Below are 20,289 nucleotides of genomic sequence, written 5' to 3'. Positions count from 1 at the left end.
AATATTAATCTGGCAATAATTATGTATCTGATAATAATTAATTATCCGAACATTATTTTACCGTGAATCATAGTTAGCGTGGGCCAAATTTAAACCAGCACTTATTTTTAAAAAGCACTGAGGTATCCAATGTCCAGTGGTTCTGAAAATCCACCTGTAAATTTACGTCCTCTTGAGCGGGAAGATCTCCCTTTCGCTCACCAAATCGATAACAACGCCAGTGTCATGCGTTATTGGTTTGAAGAACCCTATGAAGCTTTTGTCGAGCTATGTGATCTCTATGACAAACATATCCATGACCAAAGCGAACGCCGTTTTATCATTGAGAGCATGAACGCCAAAGTCGGATTAGTGGAATTGGTCGAAATTGATTATATTCACCGACGCGCAGAATTCCAGATTATTATTACACCAACCTATCAGGGGCAAGGCTATGCAACCAAAGCGGCTAAACTTGCGATGGAATACGCATTTTGTGTATTAAATCTCTATAAACTTTATTTAATTGTTGATAAAGAGAATGAAAAAGCGATTCATATATACAACAAATTAGGGTTCCATACCGAAGGCGAATTAATCGATGAATTTTTTGTAAACGGCTCTTATCATACCGCCATTCGGATGTGTACTTTCCAACACCACTATTTTGCCAATAAAGCCCGTGAATCCCAGACCAGCTCGCTGGCCCATTAAACTAAATGGAGTAGTAATGTCCCACGACCGCCTCTATAACGAAAAAGAACTCAGTTGGCTCTCTTTCAATGAACGTGTACTTCAGGAAGCGGCTGACAAAAGCAATCCACTTATTGAAAGAATGAGGTTTTTAGGGATCTACTCCAATAATCTGGATGAGTTTTATAAAGTTCGCTTTGCCGATGTAAAACGGCGCATTCTTATCAGTGAAGAGCGAGGGTCTGCCACCAGCGGCCGCCAATTATTGAAAAAAATTCAGGCCAAAGTCGTAAAAATCGATCAAGAGTTCGATGAACTCTATAACGATTTACTGCTGGAAATGGCCCGTAATCAGATTTTCCTGATTAATGAGCGACAAATATCCCCCAATCAGCAAATTTGGTTGCGGCAATATTTCCGCCAGCATTTACGCCCACACATTACACCTATCGTCATCAATCCAGAAACCAATCTGGTTGAGTTTTTGAAAGATGATTACACCTATCTGGCCATTGAAATTATTCGTGGGCAAGAGACGAAATATGCCCTGCTGGAAATTCCCTCAGACAAAGTACCCCGTTTCGTCAATTTGCCTCCAGAAATGCCACGCAGACGCAAATCGATGATCTTGCTTGATAATATTCTGCGCTATACGTTGGACGAAATTTTCAAAGGTTTTTTCGATTACGATACGCTGAATGTTTATTCGATGAAAATGACCCGTGATTCCGAATATGATCTGGCAACAGAGATGGAATCCAGTCTGTTGGAACTGATGTCTTCAACCCTGAAACAGCGGTTGACCGCCGAACCTGTCCGGTTTGTTTATCAGCGTGATATGCCTGATGAAATGGTAGATCTACTGCGCAGTAAACTGGGGCTATCCAATGATGACTCTGTGATTGCCGGTGGCCGCTATCACAATTTCAAAGACTTCATCAAATTTCCCAATGAAGGGAACCGAAATCTGCTGAACAAAACGATGCCACGGCTACGCCATACTTGGTTTGAGCATTTTCGTAACGGTTTTGATGCCATCCGTGAGCAGGATGTTCTGCTCTATTATCCTTATCACACCTTCGAGCATGTGCTGGAATTGCTGCGTCAGGCATCGTTCGACCCCAGCGTGTTGTCTATCAAGATCAATATTTATCGCGTGGCAAAAGATTCACGCATTATTGATTCAGTGATCCATGCCGCCCACAACGGCAAAAAAGTGACTGTGGTGGTTGAATTACAAGCCCGTTTTGATGAAGAAGCCAATATCCACTGGGCGAAGCGACTGACTGAGGCGGGTGTACACGTTATTTTCTCCGCACCGGGCCTGAAAATTCACGCCAAGTTATTTGTTATCTCGCGTCTTGAAGGGGATGAAATTGTCCGTTATGCCCATATTGGAACCGGAAATTTCAATGAAAAAACGGCTCGTTCATACACTGATTATTCCTTGCTGACTGCCAAGCCGGAAGTCACCAACGAAGTTCGCCGTGTATTTAACTTTATTGAAAATCCTTATCGCCCAGTCACGTTTGAGAATCTGATGGTATCACCGCAAAATTCGCGCGCCATGCTCAACCAACTGATTACTCAGGAAATTGAAAATGCCAAAGCAGGGGAAGCGGCGGGCATCACTCTGAAAATCAACAATCTTGTGGACAAGGAATTGGTGGATCGCTTGTATGATGCCTCAGAAGCGGGAGTCAAAGTGCGCCTTCTGATACGGGGAATGTGCTCTCTAGTGCCAAATCAAGCGGGCTTCAGTGAAAATATACAAGTCACCAGCATTGTGGATCGCTTTCTTGAACACGATCGAGTTTATGTTTTCACTAACAAAGGGGATGAGAAGGTTTTCCTTTCTTCGGCTGACTGGATGACCCGCAATATCGATTATCGTATTGAGGTCGCAGTTTGTCTGCTCGATCCTCAGTTAAAACAGCGGGTTTTGGATATTCTGGAATTACAGTTCAGTGATACAGTTAAAGCTCGCTATATCGATAAAGAGTTAAGCAATCGCTATGTTCCACGCGGAAATAAGCGTAAAATTCGCGCACAAATTGCCGTCTATGATTACTTGAAGACATTGGAACAACCGGAGCCAAGAGCCTGATCTATGCCGTTGAAACACGACAAACCAACGCCCAAACCCATGGAAATTGCCACCATTGATCTGGGCTCTAATAGCTTTCACATGGTGATCGCCCGTATTGTGAATGGCGCACTACAGGTGATCGGGCGTTTAAAGAAACGGGTTCACCTCGCTGATGGCCTCAACAATAAAAATGAATTAAGTGAAGAAGCTATCAATCGGGGCCTTGCCTGCCTTTCTCTGTTTGCAGAACGGTTGCAGGGTTTTTCCGCGAATAATGTCTGTCTCGTAGGTACTCACAGCCTGCGTGAAGCCACCAACACACAAGAGTTTCTAAAACGGGCGAAAGAAGTCATCCCCTATCCCATTGAAATCATTTCCGGTCATGAAGAAGCCCGCCTGATCTTCATGGGTGTTGAGCATACTCAGCCGGAAAAAGGCCGCAAGCTGGTGATCGATATCGGTGGTGGTTCTACAGAACTGGTGATTGGTGAAAATTTCGAACCGCTGTTAATTGAAAGCCGTCGTATGGGCTGTGTTAGTTTTTCTCGTCAATTCTTTCCTGACAACATAATAAACGAACAAAATTTCCGTAGGGCACGGCTTCAGGCTGCACAAAAGTTAGAAAACCTCGTTTGGCAATTCCGGATGAAAGGCTGGGATTTTGCCTTGGGAGCATCAGGAACCATCAAAGCAGTACATGAATTACTCGTCGGATTAGGTGAAAAAGATGGTCTGATTACACCTGAGCGTCTCAATATGCTGGTAAAGCGGGTTCTGAAATACAAGAATTTCAAATCACTGGATCTACCTGGTTTATCCGAAGACCGCAAACAAACCTTTGTTTCCGGCCTGGCTATCCTGTGTGGTGTATTCGATGTCCTGCATATTCAAGAACTGCGCTTATCTGACGGGGCACTGCGTGAAGGCGTACTTTACGAGATGGAAGATCGTTTCCGTCATCAGGATATTCGCCAAAGAACCGCCAAAAGCCTTGCTGACCATTATAATATCGATAGAGAACAAGCCGATCGCGTTTGGAGTACTGCCAAGACACTTTACGAACAATGGGCGGCACAGAATCCGAAACGGCTCCAGCCACAACTGGAATCAATTCTGCTTTGGGCGGCAATGCTGCATGAAGTCGGTTTAAGCATCAACCTAAGTGGACTACAGCGGCATTCCGCCTACATCCTGCAACACACCGATCTGCCGGGCTTTAACCAAGAACAGCAATCATTGCTGGCAACATTGGTACGCTATCATCGCAAGGCCATTAAAGTGCATGAGCATCCCCGCTTTTACCTGTTCAAGAAAAAACAATATCTTCCGATGCTCCAGATATTACGGCTGGCAACACTGCTCAACAACCAGCGCCAATCCACCACAACACCCGAATCGCTTAGGCTGGACACCTCTCATGGTCACTGGACGCTCTACCTGCCACAAAACTATTTAACCCAAAATGCCCTGATGCAGCTCGATTTGGAAAAAGAGCAGGCTTACTGGAGTGATGTGATTGGCTGGTACTTGCATATCAAAGAGGAATCGACGTAACGATATCACCCTATGAAGAAGAAAAAGAATACCGTTCAGATTACAACATTAATTCTGCTGATCAGTTTTCTGATTTTATTTGGGCGCTTTATCTATTCATCCATCGCAGCATTGGAACATCACCGGCAAAAGCAACAACATTCGATGGAGCATATTAGGAATACTAAAACAAAATAGTCATCCTATTATCCCTAAAAGCCATTTTTCAGATTATATTATCGTTAGATAATAGGATCGCCCTGTTTTTTTTGCACTATTTTGCACCAAAGGTACACCATGTTACAACCGGCCTTTAAATCTGGTAATTCAACTGTTGCCAGTCAACATTCCCAAAAGCTGGCAGTTGTTCGCCAACGTCTGCTGTCTCTTTTTATTAACGATAAATTATTCGTTGATACGTTATTGGGTCAGGCTGATGAACATTCAACAATCAGCGACGAGCAGTTGCTGGAGAAAATTGAGGAAGTCAGTGCGCAGCTGACCGATCTGCACGCTGCCGACATTGCAGATATTCTGGAGGCTCTGCCCTACGATGAACGTCTTGCTTTATGGCGACTCATCGATAATAACCAGCGCGGTGAGGTTTTAGTGGAAGCCTCCATTCCGGTCTGGGACAATTTGATCAAGGATATGTCTGACCTTGAACTATTGAAAGCCATCGGCACGCTGCATGTGGATGAGCAGGCTTATATTGCGGAATATCTACCCCGTGATACTACACGCCGTTTACTGACTTATCTGGAACCGAGTCAACGCAACCGTATTCGCGAAGTATTGCAGTACCACAAAGACAGCATCGGCCAGATGATGGATTTTGAATTTGTGACAGTGCGAGGCAACATCACACTCAGTACAGTACAACGTTTCCTGCGTTCCAGAGGCTCCATTCCCGACGCAACGGATAAAATTTTTGTTATTGACCGCAAAAACCGCCTTCAGGGGGAACTCCCACTCACAACTTTGCTAATCAATGCCCCGGACAAGTTGGTTGTAGAAGTGATGAATACAGATACTGTCACCTTCTTACCAGAGCAAAAGGGCGAAGATGCCGCCAGTGCGTTCGAACGTTACGATTTAATCTCTGCTGCAGTGGTAGATAATAACGGGCGCCTGATGGGGCGTCTGACCGTTGAGGATATCATTGATACCTTAAGTGAAGAAACAGACACCAATATCCGACGCATGGGGGGATTAAGCCGTGAAGAAGATGTGTTCGCCCCTGTTGGGCAGACAGTAAAAACCCGCTGGGCATGGCTCGCCATTAACTTGTGCACCGCTTTTGTTGCTTCTCGGGTGATTGGCTTGTTTGAACATACCATTTCCCAACTGGTTGCCCTTGCGACATTAATGCCCATTGTGGCGGGTATCGGAGGTAACACGGGCAACCAGACCATTACCATGATCGTCCGGGCGTTGGCACTCCACCAAATCCAATCCGGCAGTTTTTCTTATCTGTTATTGAGGGAGTTCGGTGTTGCTCTGATTAACGGTGTTATCTGGGGTGGAATCATGGGCGTTGTCACCTATCTACTCTATGGCGATCTTGCGATGGGCGGCGTGATGACAATGGCAATGATATTAAATCTGCTGATGGCAGCGCTAATGGGCGTATTGATCCCATTTATTATGATGAAACTGGGGCGAGATCCGGCCATTGGTTCCAGTGTGATGATCACGGCAATGACCGATACTGGCGGATTCTTTATCTTTCTGGGATTGGCAACGCTGTTTTTGGTTTGAGCTTTATGGAAGAAACGCCGATTTATAAATGATATCGGCGTTTTTTCTCAAACTATTAATAAACCCTTTCGTCCCAAACACTATATCCAGATGTCCCTGCCATGTGGTGACGGCAAATAATGTCTTTATATTTAATAGAAACAATTTATCCCGGCTGCACTTCCGCATGAGTAATACTGTGCGGATAGTTTGGTGATAATTCAATAATTGCCATAACTTCCATATTTTCTCCACCATTGACTATTTCCCTTTGGTTACACTAATAATATATGTTTATTAAACCGATTTAGCATAAGATGCTGCGTGACTGGTCACCGCAACAATACTGAGAGAATGTCGAGCACATGAAGAATAAACGTCGTACTTATTTTTTCCGATTTGCGGTACTAGCCGTTGTCATCGCAGCCGCTTATTTCGCGTGGAACTATTTCAAAACACCCACAATATCAGAAGAAAAATCGGCTCAGGCATCAAAATCTCCGCGAAATTTAAGACATTCGCCACAACCGCCTGTGCAAGTAGCAACAGCCAAAATACAAACTGTACCCCACTATTTAGGAGGACTAGGTACTGTTCAGGCGGCCAATACCGTGACTGTCACCAGCCTTGTTGCTGGCCAATTAACCACCTTGCATTTTGATGAGGGTCAGTTCGTCAAGCAAGGCGATTTATTAGCAGAAATCGATCCCCGTTCCTTTCAAATTCAACTGGCAAAGACACAAGGCCAATATGCCAGAGATCAGGCAACACTGGCCAATGCCCGACAGGATTTAGCCCGCTATCAGCAATTAGCAAAAAACAACTCAATCTCCCAACAGGATCTAGATAAGCAAATATCTGCTGTGCGCCAGTATGAAGCTCTCCTGAAAGCTGATCAGTCAGGTATTGATGACGCGCAACTGCAATTGACTTACAGCCGGATTACAGCCCCTATTTCCGGCCGTGTTGGTCTGAAAAAGATTGATGTTGGCAATTACATATCTGCTGGTGGAGGAACGCCACTCGTGATCATCACACAGATCGATCCGATTGATGTGTTGTTTGCCCTGCCGGAAAACGATATCAGCGCGGTATTGAAAGCACAAAAAAACAATAAGGATGTTGTCGTCACCGCTTGGGATCGCAATAACCAGCAGCAATTGGCACAAGGTAAATTACTCAGTATCGATAACCTGATTGATGTGACTACTGGCACGATTAAGATGAAGGCACGATTCGATAACCAAAACAACGTACTGTTTCCCAATCAATTTGTCAATATTCAGATTAAGGTTAATACACTGGAAAATGCCATCGTTATCCCGAATGCCGCACTACAGATGAGTAATGAGGGGCATTATGTCTGGAAGGTGGATAAAGAAAACAAAGTCAACAAGCATAAAGTCACAATCGGGTTACAAAATGCTCAGTTGGTAGTCATCAGCAAAGGTCTGGCAACAGGTGATCGAGTCGTTACGGATGGTACTGACCAATTAACCGAAGGTACTGGCATCAATATTGTCAAACCACTGAAATCAGAATCCGCCAATACTCACGATCATACAGGTAAATCAAAGCCATCAAACAGTAAGGTGGAGAATACTTAATGCATTCTGATTCTCCAATGACTGGCGGTGGTCCATCTCGCCTGTTTATTCTACGCCCTGTTGCTACCACGCTGTTTATGATGGCAATACTACTGGCAGGGATCATCGGCTACCGGATGCTGCCAGTTTCCGCTTTACCTCAAGTGGATTACCCTACTATTCAGGTGGTGACTCTCTACCCCGGAGCGAGTCCCGATATCATGACGTCTGTCGTAACCGCCCCGCTAGAACGCCAATTCGGGAAAATGTCCGGCCTGAAACAGATGACGTCACAAAGTTCTGGGGGCGCCTCCGTTATAACACTGGTATTCCAGCTCTCGTTGCCATTAGATGTCGCTGAGCAGGATGTACAGGCAGCGATTAATGCAGCGACGAATCTATTACCCCATGACCTGCCTTATCCGCCAATTTATAGCAAGGTCAATCCGGCTGATCCTCCTATCTTGACGTTGGCCGTCACTTCTGATGCCCTGCCGATGACTCAGGTACAGGATATGGTGGAGACCCGTATTGCCCAGCGTATTTCTCAAGTCGGAGGCGTTGGCTTGGTGACACTGGCTGGTGGGCAGCGTCCGGCTGTGCGCGTGAAGTTTAATGCACAGGCCATCGCCGCACAGGGATTAAACAGCGAAGCCATTCGTACCACAATAATGAATGCGAATGTGAGTTCAGCAAAAGGCAGTTTTGATGGCCCGACTCGCTCAGTGACGTTAACCACCAACGATCAAATGAAATCCATCGACGAATACCGCAATTTGATCGTGGCCTATAAAAATGGTGCTCCTATTCGTCTACGTGATGTCGCGACTATTGAACGAGGAGCGGAAAATACCAAATTAGGCGCTTGGGCAAATGAGAAACCCGCCATTGTTATCAACGTTCAACGTCAGCCTGGTGCCAATGTCATCGATACCACGGACAATATCCGTGCCATGCTGCCGGAGCTGATCAACAGCTTGCCCAAATCGGTTAACGTGGATATTTTGACAGATCGGACTGTCACTATTCGTGCGTCGGTTCAAGATGTTCAGTTTGAGTTGTTACTGGCTATCGCGCTAGTCGTGATGGTGATTTATCTGTTTTTACGTAATGCAACAGCGACCTTGATTCCAAGCATTGCGGTGCCACTTTCTCTGGTTGGTACATTTGCCGTCATGTATTTCTGTGGTTTCTCTGTCAATAACCTCACGTTGATGGCATTAACCATCGCAGCAGGTTTCGTTGTAGATGATGCAATTGTTGTGATCGAAAATATCTCCCGCTATATCGAACGAGGAGAAAAACCGATGGCTGCTGCCCTGAAAGGAGCAGGAGAAATCGGTTTTACCATCATCTCTTTAACGTTTTCATTAATTGCTGTTCTGATCCCACTTTTGTTCATGGGAGATATTGTCGGCCGGCTGTTCCGAGAATTCGCCATTACACTTGCTGTTGCCATTTTAATTTCTGCCGTGGTATCACTCACATTAACGCCAATGATGTGCGCACGGATGCTAAAAGCAGAAGCTGAAACTAAACATAACCGCTTTGAACAGGCTAGTGAACACTTCTTTGAGCGAATAATTGCAATATATGGCGAATGGCTGAAACGGGTTTTAAATCATCCCTGGATAACTCTCGGAGTTGCATTCAGCACATTGGCATTCACCGCCCTGCTCTATTTAACGATCCCAAAAGGATTTTTCCCATTACAGGATAACGGCTTGATTCAGGGTACACTGGAAGCGCCGCAATCTATTTCATTCAATGCCATGTCAGATAAACAGCGGCAGGTAACGGCTCTGCTACTGCAAGATCCTGATGTAGAGAATGTGACAACGTTCATTGGTGTTGATGGCAGCAACTCAACGCTGAATAGTGGGCGTCTGCAAATCACCTTAAAACCTCTCAATCAGCGTGATATCCGAGTTGATGAGATCATCCCGCGCCTACAGGCTCGCGTCGCTAACGTACCTGACGCCAAACTGTATCTACAACCGACACAGGATTTGACGATTGATACCCAAGTTGCCCGCACGCAATATCAATTTACATTGCAGGCGACTGTCTCTAGTGACCTTAACATTTGGGTTCCCAAACTACAGGAAGCACTGAAACAGCGCCCTGAATTGGTGGATGTTGGTACTGACTGGCAGAATCGGGGGTTAGTGGCTTATATCAATGTCAATCGCGATATGGCCAGTCGATTAGGTATTTCCATGACTGCCATAGATAATGCACTGTACAACGCTTTTGGCCAACGCTTGATTTCAACGATTTATACCCAAGCTAACCAATATCGGGTAATCCTTGAGCAGGATACACAAAATGAAGCGGGTATAAATGCACTCAATAATGTTCACCTGATCGGAACCGATAACAAGGTAGTGCCACTCAGTACAATTGCCACTGTTGAGCAAAAATTGGGGTACTTATCCATCAATCATCTGCAACAATTTCCTGCAGTCACTTTTTCGTTCAATGTCGCACAAGAGGCTTCTCTTGAAGCCGCAGTTAATGCAGTCAAAGAAACAGAGCAGTCGATTGGGATGCCAAAAAACATCAATACGCAATTTCAAGGGGCAACACTGGCGTTCCAGAATGCGCTCGGCAATACCCTGTGGCTGATTTTGGCTGCCGTTATCTCCATGTATATCGTGCTGGGTATTCTGTACGAAAGTTTTATTCACCCTGTTACGATCCTGTCAACTTTGCCCACTGCCGGCGTAGGGGCATTGTTAGCCCTGATGATGGGTGGCTATGAGTTAGATATTATTGCCATTATCGGGATCATTTTGCTGATCGGGATTGTGAAGAAAAACGCCATCATGATGATCGATTTTGCCCTGGCGGCAGAACGTGAAAAAGGCATGTCGCCTTATGACGCGATTTTTCAGGCTTGCCTTCTACGTTTCAGACCCATTCTGATGACAACGATGGCGGCGCTGCTGGGAGCATTACCGTTAATGCTCAGTACGGGAATCGGGGCTGAGTTACGCCGTCCATTAGGTATCTGTATGGTGGGCGGATTGATCATGAGCCAGATCCTGACGCTCTTTACAACGCCTGTTATTTATCTGTTATTTGACCGATTAGCGAACTATTTTAAAAACAAGCGCCAAAACAGACTCCAGAGCCAGAATCAAGGGGAATTAGATCATTCATCGGTTAATCATCAGGAGCCGCTGTGAAGTTTTTCGCCCTATTTATCCAGCGGCCTGTTGCCACGACGCTACTGAGTTTAGCCATCACTTTATGTGGCGCACTCAGTTTTGTTCTGCTGCCTGTATCGCCGCTACCGAAGTTGGACTTCCCCTTCATTTCAGTTAGTGCTTACATGCCAGGCGCATCACCTGAAACCATGGCATCTTCCGTCGCTACACCACTGGAACGTTCACTCGGTAAGATTGCTGGCGTGAAGGAGATGACCTCCGACAGTTCGCTAGGCAATACCAACATTACGTTGGAATTCGAACTTAGCCGGGATATCAATGGCGCCGCACGGGATGTCCAAGCGGCGATCAATGCAGCAGAAAGCCTGCTGCCTTCCGGTATGCCAAGCCGGCCAAGGTACTATAAGGCGAATCTCTCTGATGCTCCGATCATGGTTTTGACTTTAACGTCAACTAATTATAGTGAAGGGCAACTGTATGATATTGCCTCAACATACCTTGCCCAAAAGCTTTCTCAAGTAGAAGGCGTCAGTAATGTGTCTGTCGGAGGCAGTTCCCTGCCTGCGGTAAGGATTGAACTGAATCCCAATGCCTTGTTCAATCAGGGCGTTTCACTCAATGATGTCAGCCAAGCCATCAACAGTGCCAATGCCCAACGTCCAACAGGACATGTGGATTCAGCGCAACAGAACTGGCAAATACATACTAATGACGAACTGAAGAGCGCAGACAGTTATCGCTCCATTATTGTGCATTATCGTAATGGTTCTCCTGTGCGTTTGCAGGACGTTGCTAATCTCAAGGATTCCGTCGAAGATATTCGAGCAGCAGGAATGTCCGGAGGTAACCCCGCCATCGTACTGATGATTCGTCGTGAATCGGGAGCCAATATCATTGCAACCATAGACCGAATTCGTGCTGAACTGCCTGCTCTGCGTGAATCTATTCCTGCCAATATTCAGCTTAACGTCGCACAGGATCGCTCACCGCCCATTCGTGCCTCCCTGCAAGAAGTGAAACAGTCACTCGCCATTGCTGTCGCTTTAGTGATTCTGGTGGTTTTTCTGTTTTTGCGTTCAGGCCGCGCCACCCTGATTCCCGCAATTGCAGTGCCTGTATCACTCATTGGTACATTCACCGCCATGTATTTGTGTGGTTTCAGCCTGAATAACCTCTCTCTGATGGCATTGACCATTGCGACAGGATTTGTTGTCGATGATGTCATTGTGGTACTGGAAAATATTTCCCGCCATCTGGAAGCTGGATTGAAGCCTGCCCAAGCCGCACTAAAGGGTGTCAGAGAGGTTGGATTCACGGTTCTTGCCATGAGTGTTTCACTCGTTGCAGTTTTTATTCCGCTTGTATTGATTGATGAATTACTCGGCAGGCTGTTCCGCGACTTTGCCGTGACACTCGCGACAGCTATCGGAATTTCACTACTGATTTCTCTTACCTTAACCCCGATGATGTGCGCGCGTCTGCTCAAATCATCACCGAAAAAATCGCAAAAACGTATTAGAGGTTTTAGCAAGGTACTGTTGAAAATTCAGCAGGGCTATGGGCGTTCTCTGAAATGGGTACTCAATCATACCCGTTGGGTACTGCTAACATTAGTTGGTATCGTTGTGCTGAATGTTTGGCTCTATATCAACATCCCGAAAACCTTTTTTCCTCAGCAAGATACCGGACGACTCTTGGGATTCGTCGTTGCCGATGAAAACAGTTCATTCCAGGCCATGCGCGACAAGATGAAACATTTTATGCAGGTCATTGATGCCGATCCAACGGTCGAAAATGTATCAGGATTTACTGAGAGCCGCTCAGGAGTTATGTTGATAGCACTAAAGCCACTGAGAGAGCGTACTGAAAGTATTGAACAAGTGATAACCCGTTTAAAAGGGAAACTCTCGAATGAAGCGGGTGCCCAACTGTATTTGATCCCCATTCAGGATCTCAGATCGGGTGGACGCGGCGGTGCTAAATCAATTTATCAGTTTACGTTGCTGTCCGATGATCTTGGTGAACTGCGCAAATGGGAACCTGTTATTCGCAAAGCATTGGCGAAATTGCCTCAATTGACTGATGTTAATTCAGATTATGAAGGTAAAGGCTCAGAAATAGCCATTATCTATGATCGTGATCTGATGGCTCGTTTGGGCATTAGTGTCAATGAAGCCAATGCTTTGCTTAGCAATGCTTTCGGGCAGCAGTCTATTTCCACAATTTATCTGCCCCGGAATCAATACAAAGTGGTCATGGAAGTCGCACCTGAATATACACAAGATGCCAGCTCATTAGAAAAAATGTTTGTGATCAATGCCAAAGGTGAACGTATTCCACTTTCCTATTTTGCCCGCTGGCAACCTGCGAATGCACCATTGGGTGTTTATCATCAGGGGCTGTCAGCCTCCTCGACTATCGCTTTCAATGTCGCGAAAGACTATACACTGTCGGATGCGATCAGTGCGATAGAACGAACAATGACAGAGTTGAGTGTCCCTTCCGCAGTACGCAGCTCTTTCGCAGGCACAGCCCAGGATTTTCAGAAAACTCAGAGCTCACAATTGTGGGTGATCCTGGCGGCTATTGTGACCGTTTATCTGGTTTTAGGGGTGCTCTATGAGAGTTATATCCATCCTCTGACAATCCTTTCCACTCTGCCTTCTGCGGGAGTTGGCGCTTTACTTGCACTAGAGCTGTTCAACACACCATTTAGTCTGATCGCCATGATTGGGATCATGCTGCTAATTGGCATTGTGAAGAAAAATGCCATCATTATGGTGGATTTTGCCCTTGAAGCGCAGAAAAGTGGAAAATTGAGTGCACAAGAAGCGATACTTCAGGCCAGTTTATTGCGCTTCAGGCCAATTATGATGACTACTCTTTCAGCATTATTCGGCGCCTTACCTTTGGTTCTGAATAGCGGTGATGGGGCTGAACTGCGTCAGCCTCTGGGCATTACCATTGTCGGAGGTCTAGTGATGAGCCAGCTTCTCACATTATATACCACGCCTGTTGTGTATCTGTTCTTTGACCGACTGCGTGAAAAATGGCACCACCGCCGTACGATAAAATCTCAGGCGATGAAACCATCATGAGACACATAATGAGAGCAGGTATTAGTGGTAAGCTATTTTTGGCTATTTTCGCGACCTGTATGCTGGTGCTGGTGACAATGCACTGGGGGATTCGCCTCAGCTTCCAGCATAGTTTCATTGGTTATATTAAGCAAAATAGCCAAATGCGAGCCAATAAGATGGCAGAAGCATTGACGGAACAATACCAGAAATATGGTAACTGGGATTTCCTGCTTCAAAACGATCGGATGATCTTTCAAATCATGCGAACTATTGAACAAAACAGCGATAGCCGCCAAAGCCCGTCATCCCGTGGCTGGCGCAGTCAATTCTGGGTAGTTGACAATCAAATGCATCGTCTGGTCGGTCATGGGAGTCAGATCCCTACAGACACCTATCGAAAATCAGTAATTTATCAAGATAATATCGTCGGTTGGGTCATCGTCCGTACATCAGATAAAATCACTCGTCAAGCGGATATCCGTTTTGACCGCCAGCAACAATTAACCAGTTGGATTATTGCTGGTTTTTCAACCTTACTGGCTCTGATTGCCACTTTTCTTCTGTCCCGTGGTTTTCTAAAACCCGTTAAACGGTTGGTGGAGGGAACACATAAACTTGCCGCGGGTGATTTCAGTGTTCGTGTGAAGCCATCCAGTACAGATGAAATTGGTCAATTAGCATCGGACTTTAATCGGCTTGCCAGTACACTGGAAAAAAATGAACAAATGCGCCGTGATTATATGGTGGATATTTCTCATGAACTGCGTACTCCACTTTCTGTGCTGCGCGGTGAACTGGAAGCTTTGCAGGATGGCGTTCGCCAATCAACGCCAGAGACAATCCACTCACTACTGACGGAAATCACCACACTGACAAAGCTGGTGGATGATTTGCATTTATTATCCCTTTCTGATCGTGGTTCGTTAGCCTACCGACAGGAACTGACCAATGCCAGCGATCTGCTGCAAGTCACCCTAGCCGCTTATCGTGGACGTTTTGCTGACAAGCAGATCACACTGGAACTGAACTTGACGGAAAACGCAATTCTGTTCGCAGACCCAGGCCGGCTAACACAGTTATTCCAAAACTTGCTGGAAAATAGCCTGCGCTATACCGCTGCTCCCGGAAAAATCATCATTCGGGCACATCTCACTCCCCAAAAGTGGATCTTGGATTGGCAGGATAGCGCACCCGGACTGACTGTCGAGCAATGCCAACAGATTTTTGAACGTTTTTACCGCTGCGAGTCTTCCCGTAATCGCGCCAGTGGTGGTTCAGGTTTGGGGCTGGCGATCTGTTACAATATCGTCGAAGCACACGATGGCGTTATTTATGCAGAAAGATCATCTTTAGGTGGTCTTAAAATTCACGTAGAATTACCGCTGGTTGAACTGCCTGAATATAAAGCACAATGAGTACGCATTCTACACAATATACCGTTTTAATCGTTGAAGATGAGCCAAAATTAGGGCAACTGCTCATTGATTATCTGCAAGCTGCAGATTATCAGACACAATGGCTGATACGTGGTGATGAAGTTATTGCCCATGTTCAGAAGCACCAGCCTGATATTATCCTGCTTGATATCATGCTACCCGGCCTTGATGGGATATCGATTTGTCGAGAAATTCGCCGGTTTTCTGATATTCCCATTGTGATGATGACCGCCAGAACAGAAGAAATTGACCGGCTACTGGGGTTGGAAATCGGTGCCGACGATTATATCTGCAAGCCTTATAGCCCAAGGGAAATGGTTGCCAGAGTGAAGACCATTTTGCGCCGTTGCTATCGTCCACAAGATATCATCAGCGAACATGGCTCCCTGACAATTGATGAAAATCATTTTCAAGCACGTTATCTTGATCGCGTCCTTGAGCTGACGCCTGTTGAGTTTCGCTTACTGAAGATCATGTCCAGCCAACCCGGACGAGTATTCTCCCGCGATCAACTGTTAAATAACCTCTATGATGATCACCGTATTGTTAATGACCGTACTATCGACAGCCATATCAAGAATTTGCGCAGAAAACTGGAACAATTAGATGATGATAAATCCTTCATCCGCTCCATTTATGGGTTGGGCTATCGTTGGGAAGCGGAGATATGCCGTTTAATGTGAAACTTCATCCAACTGGAACCGTGATAATCAATCCCATCTGTCGGATTTCTGAAGAAGCCCAAAATATCACCGTTAATCATTTCAAAGTCATAAGATTTTTTTGCCCCGAGACTTAATTGTATAAAATTCAATCTAAACTTAAGCTGATAATTACCCAATCAGGGGAGTTTTTTATGGCTACTCTATTCAGTACGGGTCAACTGACCTGACAAAGCCCGCCATTCGGCTGTAATCACAATTATATTCCCACAATAAATTTGTGCCATAGATGGATTAAACGTTAAAATTCTTGTTTCCTTAGCCTTGCTTTTAATGACAAGGCCTGACTTGAACTCAGATCGAGAACGTTATTAATTATGTTTACTCCAGAATTACTATCTCCTGCCGGCTCCTTGAAAAACATGCGCTACGCGTTTGCTTATGGTGCAGACGCCATCTATGCCGGGCAGCCCCGTTATAGTCTGCGTGTCCGCAATAACGAATTTAATCATGAAACTCTGGCTCAGGGGATTAAGGAAACGCACGAGTTAGGCAAACGTTTTTATGTTGTCGTCAATATTGCTCCCCACAATGCAAAGCTGAAAACGTTCATCCGCGACTTGAAACCCGTCGTTGAAATGGGACCTGATGCGTTGATTATGTCCGATCCTGGCTTAATTATGATGGTACGTGAAGCATTTCCTGAGATAGATATCCACCTTTCAGTTCAGGCCAATGCCGTTAACTGGGCCACGGTTAAGTTCTGGAAACAGATGGGACTGACACGCGTTATTCTCTCCCGTGAGCTTTCGCTGGAAGAAATTGCTGAAATTCGTCAGCAAGTTCCTGATATGGAGCTTGAAGTTTTTGTTCATGGCGCACTTTGTATGGCTTATTCTGGTCGCTGTCTGTTATCAGGCTATATCAACAAACGCGATCCAAATCAGGGAACATGCACTAATGCCTGCCGCTGGGAATACAATGTGCAGGAAGGCAAGGAAGATAATGTCGGTAATATCGTTCATATGCATGATCCTATTCCGGTCAAAAACATGGAGCCGACACTTGGGCAGGGAACGCCGACAGACAAAGTTTTCATGATTGAAGAAGCTAAACGCCCAGGGGAATATATGAGTGCTTTTGAAGATGAGCATGGCACTTATATCATGAATTCGAAAGATCTTCGTGCGATTGAGCATGTCGAAAGGTTGGCCAATATAGGGGTTCATTCACTGAAAATCGAAGGACGCACTAAATCCTTCTATTATTGTGCCCGTACTGCACAAGTGTATCGCCGTGCTATTGATGATGCAGCTGCTGGCAAGCCTTTTGACTCCACTCTGATGACCACACTGGAAGGTCTGGCACACCGTGGTTACACAGAAGGGTTCCTGCGGCGCCATACCCATGACGCGTACCAGACTTATGAATACGGCTATTCAATGTCAGATACCCAGCAATTTGTCGGCGAGTTCACTGGCAATCGCGTAAATGGTCTGGCTGAAGTTACCGTAAAAAATAAATTTCTGGTCGGAGATCAACTGGAACTGATGACACCATCAGGTAATATCAACTTTACGCTGGAATCTATGGCAAATAAAAAAGGCCAGACAATCGAAGTAGCACCCGGAGATGGTCATATCGTCTATCTGCCCATTCCTGAAGAAATTATTTTGAATTATGCGCTGCTTATCCGAAATTTAAAGGGAGCTAATACCAGAACACCACATACAAAAGAAATACAAGAAAAATAACTGAAAATGAATTTTTAAAGAAATTGTTCTGTTTTTTTAGAAACAGATCACATCAATGCTATTTTATTTCTCGTATTATCGAGCTTGAAAAATGAAGAACTAAAAAAGTTTTACTGTAAGACTAGGAACCACCTCCTTGGCTAGCTCAATCTCCCTTGAGCTGGCCTTTTCTTTTATCCCAAAATAAATAAAATATAATAAATTCAAATGGTTAAAAATAAAACCACAATAAAAAAATATTGTTTTAATTAATACTTTCTGTTTCTTCATTACAAATACCCTAACGAATAATTAATCACTCTATTTATTATAAATAAAAAAATCATCTCATGATAAATATCATTAATAATTCTTCAGTTTAGTGAAGGAAATTTTAGGAAAACTCTTTTCAAATTATTAGATTGAAGAATAATACTTATGTTTAATTTTCATCATGCCAAATGATGATTATTTAATTTACTCCCCTGCAAGATAGTTAAATTTTAATAAATGCTGTTCTAACTGAAGCGATCCACTGCTGTTTCCTTCTCTGCTTACCTTGTGCTCAACGTAAATATAAACAACAATCAATAGCGCCTTTTGCAAACTGGAGTTCATTATGACTGATATCGCTAAGTTGTTAGGAAAAGACGCAGAAAGTTTATTGCAGCATCAATGTACTACTATCCAAAGTGAACATCTTTACCTTCCAGGCGCAGATTTCGTCGATCGAGTCATGATCGAAAACAATCGACCAAATACCGTCCTGCGTTCAATGCAGACTTTATTGAATCATGGACGTCTGGCAGGGACTGGCTACCTTTCGATTTTGCCAGTAGACCAAGGCGTTGAACATTCAGCCAGTGCCTCTTTTGCAGCCAACCCTCTCTATTTTGATCCCAAAAATCTCGTTGAATTAGCGATCGAAGCGGGTTGTAACTGTGTTGCTTCAACTTATGGTGTTCTAGCATCTGTCTCTCGCCGTTATGCCCATAAAATTCCGTTTCTGGTGAAACTTAATCACAATGAAGCATTAACCTATCCAGCCCAATATGACCAAACCCTGTATACCAGTGTCGAACAAGCATTTGATATGGGAGCGGTTGCGGTTGGTGCAACGATCTATTATGGCTCTACCGAATCACGCCGTCAGATAGGAGAAATTTCCGCCGCCTTCGAACGTGCTCACGAATTAGGCATGGTGACCGTGTTATGGGCCTATCTGCGCAATTCAGCTTTCAAGAAAGATGGCGTTGATTACCATACAAGCGCCGATTTAACCGGCCAGGCTAACCATCTGGCAGCAACTATCGGTGCAGATATCGTTAAACAAAAAATGGCTGAAACCAATGGCGGATATACTGCAATTGGCTTTGGTCACACGGACAAGCGTGTTTATACCCATTTAACAACCGAGCATCCTATCGATCTGGTCCGTTATCAGCTTGCTAACTGTTATATGGGACGTGCGGGATTGATCAACTCTGGCGGCGCATCCGGAGCCAATGACCTGAGCGACTCCGTTCGCACTGCCGTCATCAACAAACGAGCAGGTGGTATGGGGCTGATTCTTGGCCGTAAAGCGTTCAAAAAATCAATGAAAGAAGGGGTAGAGTTAATCCATTCGGTTCAAGATGTTTACCTCGATAAGAAAGTAACCATTGCCTGACCGAACTTCTCCAACTCGCCATTTTTCATGATGGGGATAACCATATCCCCATCACTTAATCACCATATGGTTATGGTGCTTCTACTACCACCATTGATGAAAATGGTGCACTGGCCCTATTCCCTTTCCAACATCCAGTGTATCCGCCTGCGCCAGTGCATTCTGCAAATAAGTTTTCGCCGCTGGCAGTGTGTTTTTCCAATCAGGATAACGGGGACGTAATGCGGCAAGCGCCGCAGAGAGCGTACAACCTGTGCCATGAGTGTGTCGCGTATTGATTCTGGGAGCAGTAAAACGCCACTCTCCTTCAGCAGTAAACAGCCAATCTGGACTTTCTTCATTAACCAGATGTCCTCCCTTCAGTAAAACCGCCTGACATCCCATTGAAAGCAATTCACGCCCCTGATGCAACATTTCACCTTCCGTTCCGGCAATGTTACATTTCAGTATGGCCGCCGCTTCTGGCAAATTTGGCGTAATCAGGGAGACGTTTGGCAAGAGTTGCTCTACCATCGTAGTTATTGCTTCTGAGGATAATAAGGGATCACCACTCTTAGCCACCATAACCGTATCCAACACGATATGGGGAACAGGGTAACGATTCAGAGCTTCTGCAACTACATTGACATTGGCAACATTGGATAACATACCTATCTTGATGCTATCCATTCTGACATCAGAAAGCACCGATTCAAGCTGCGCAGCGACAAAGCGGGGATCAATGTCATAAACTGATTGGACTCCCATCGTATTTTGGGCAACCAAAGCGGTTATTACTGTTGTGCCATAGACCCCAAGTGCGGAGAAAGTTTTTAAATCAGCCTGAATGCCGGCACCACCGCTAGGATCGGTTCCTGCGATGGTCAATGAATTAATTCTCATGATGGTGACTCCTAGCACCAGCCAAAGAAAAGCC

12 protein-coding genes are annotated in these 20,289 nt (G+C 45.1%); 11 read left to right on the top strand and 1 reads right to left on the bottom strand.

Annotated features, from left to right (window positions below):
• Nucleotides 1-129: 129 nt before the first annotated feature.
• The 11 genes from speG to fbaB all read left to right on the top strand — a co-directional run bounded on the left by speG (nucleotide 130) and on the right by fbaB (nucleotide 19,373).
• Nucleotides 130-693 (top strand): spermidine N1-acetyltransferase, encoded by a 564-nt coding sequence (gene speG, locus NXS07_RS01620; RefSeq protein WP_038257923.1) that lies wholly within the window; start codon nucleotides 130-132, stop codon nucleotides 691-693.
• A gap of 16 nt (nucleotides 694-709) precedes the next feature.
• Nucleotides 710-2,779 (top strand): polyphosphate kinase 1, encoded by a 2,070-nt coding sequence (ppk1, locus tag NXS07_RS01615; protein WP_012988525.1) that lies wholly within the window; start codon nucleotides 710-712, stop codon nucleotides 2,777-2,779.
• 3 nt (nucleotides 2,780-2,782) lie between these two features.
• Nucleotides 2,783-4,315 carry an exopolyphosphatase gene (gene ppx, locus NXS07_RS01610; protein WP_258086049.1) on the top strand — a complete coding sequence of 511 codons (1,533 nt, stop codon included), beginning with the start codon at nucleotides 2,783-2,785 and terminating at the stop codon, nucleotides 4,313-4,315.
• A gap of 276 nt (nucleotides 4,316-4,591) precedes the next feature.
• Nucleotides 4,592-6,055 (top strand): magnesium transporter, encoded by a 1,464-nt coding sequence (mgtE, locus tag NXS07_RS01605; protein WP_038195189.1) that lies wholly within the window; start codon nucleotides 4,592-4,594, stop codon nucleotides 6,053-6,055.
• A gap of 344 nt (nucleotides 6,056-6,399) precedes the next feature.
• Nucleotides 6,400-7,641, top strand: a complete 1,242-nt coding sequence (locus NXS07_RS01600) for an MdtA/MuxA family multidrug efflux RND transporter periplasmic adaptor subunit (RefSeq protein WP_038212767.1) — start codon at nucleotides 6,400-6,402, stop codon at nucleotides 7,639-7,641.
• Nucleotides 7,641-10,811 carry an MdtB/MuxB family multidrug efflux RND transporter permease subunit gene (locus NXS07_RS01595; protein WP_258086048.1) on the top strand — a complete coding sequence of 1,057 codons (3,171 nt, stop codon included), beginning with the start codon at nucleotides 7,641-7,643 and terminating at the stop codon, nucleotides 10,809-10,811. The genes NXS07_RS01600 and NXS07_RS01595 overlap by 1 nt, the downstream gene beginning before the upstream one ends.
• Nucleotides 10,808-13,891 (top strand): multidrug efflux RND transporter permease subunit MdtC, encoded by a 3,084-nt coding sequence (mdtC, locus tag NXS07_RS01590; protein ID WP_258086047.1) that lies wholly within the window; start codon nucleotides 10,808-10,810, stop codon nucleotides 13,889-13,891. Before NXS07_RS01595 ends, mdtC begins: the two co-directional genes overlap by 4 nt.
• 8 nt (nucleotides 13,892-13,899) lie before the next feature.
• The gene (baeS, locus tag NXS07_RS01585) at nucleotides 13,900-15,288 is read left to right on the top strand and encodes an envelope stress sensor histidine kinase BaeS (protein ID WP_046336819.1); all 1,389 of its coding nucleotides are present in this window, start codon (nucleotides 13,900-13,902) and stop codon (nucleotides 15,286-15,288) included.
• Entirely contained in the window at nucleotides 15,285-15,992 is a 708-nt protein-coding gene (gene baeR, locus NXS07_RS01580; RefSeq protein WP_038195177.1) for an envelope stress response regulator BaeR, read from the top strand. Before baeS ends, baeR begins: the two co-directional genes overlap by 4 nt.
• Before the next feature lie 356 nt (nucleotides 15,993-16,348).
• Nucleotides 16,349-17,725, top strand: a complete 1,377-nt coding sequence (gene trhP / locus NXS07_RS01575; protein ID WP_258086046.1) for a prephenate-dependent tRNA uridine(34) hydroxylase TrhP — start codon at nucleotides 16,349-16,351, stop codon at nucleotides 17,723-17,725.
• A gap of 598 nt (nucleotides 17,726-18,323) precedes the next feature.
• Nucleotides 18,324-19,373, top strand: a complete 1,050-nt coding sequence (gene fbaB, locus NXS07_RS01570) for a class I fructose-bisphosphate aldolase (RefSeq protein WP_038182222.1) — start codon at nucleotides 18,324-18,326, stop codon at nucleotides 19,371-19,373.
• A gap of 84 nt (nucleotides 19,374-19,457) precedes the next feature.
• Here the strand turns inward: fbaB and thiD are convergent, their stop codons facing one another.
• Nucleotides 19,458-20,258, bottom strand: coding sequence for a bifunctional hydroxymethylpyrimidine kinase/phosphomethylpyrimidine kinase (gene thiD, locus NXS07_RS01565; RefSeq protein WP_258086062.1), 801 nt, complete (start codon nucleotides 20,256-20,258; stop codon nucleotides 19,458-19,460).
• Between the last annotated feature and the right edge of the window lie 31 nt (nucleotides 20,259-20,289).

The organism is Xenorhabdus bovienii, assembly GCF_024721015.1.
GTDB classification, from domain to species: Bacteria; Pseudomonadota; Gammaproteobacteria; order Enterobacterales; family Enterobacteriaceae; genus Xenorhabdus; species Xenorhabdus bovienii.
This window is presented reverse-complemented; position numbering and strand designations above follow the sequence as displayed.

What these genes read in the sequence shown, in the direction of transcription:
- trhP (WP_258086046.1), top strand. Translation starts at nt 16,349, where the DNA reads ATGTTTACTCCAGAATTACTATCTCCTGCCGGCTCCTTGAAAAACATG.
- ppx (WP_258086049.1), top strand. Translation starts at nt 2,783, where the DNA reads ATGCCGTTGAAACACGACAAACCAACGCCCAAACCCATGGAAATTGCC.
- baeS (WP_046336819.1), top strand. Translation starts at nt 13,900, where the DNA reads ATGAGAGCAGGTATTAGTGGTAAGCTATTTTTGGCTATTTTCGCGACC.
- NXS07_RS01595 (WP_258086048.1), top strand. Translation starts at nt 7,641, where the DNA reads ATGCATTCTGATTCTCCAATGACTGGCGGTGGTCCATCTCGCCTGTTT.
- ppk1 (WP_012988525.1), top strand. Translation starts at nt 710, where the DNA reads ATGTCCCACGACCGCCTCTATAACGAAAAAGAACTCAGTTGGCTCTCT.
- NXS07_RS01600 (WP_038212767.1), top strand. Translation starts at nt 6,400, where the DNA reads ATGAAGAATAAACGTCGTACTTATTTTTTCCGATTTGCGGTACTAGCC.
- fbaB (WP_038182222.1), top strand. Translation starts at nt 18,324, where the DNA reads ATGACTGATATCGCTAAGTTGTTAGGAAAAGACGCAGAAAGTTTATTG.
- baeR (WP_038195177.1), top strand. Translation starts at nt 15,285, where the DNA reads ATGAGTACGCATTCTACACAATATACCGTTTTAATCGTTGAAGATGAG.
- speG (WP_038257923.1), top strand. Translation starts at nt 130, where the DNA reads ATGTCCAGTGGTTCTGAAAATCCACCTGTAAATTTACGTCCTCTTGAG.
- mgtE (WP_038195189.1), top strand. Translation starts at nt 4,592, where the DNA reads ATGTTACAACCGGCCTTTAAATCTGGTAATTCAACTGTTGCCAGTCAA.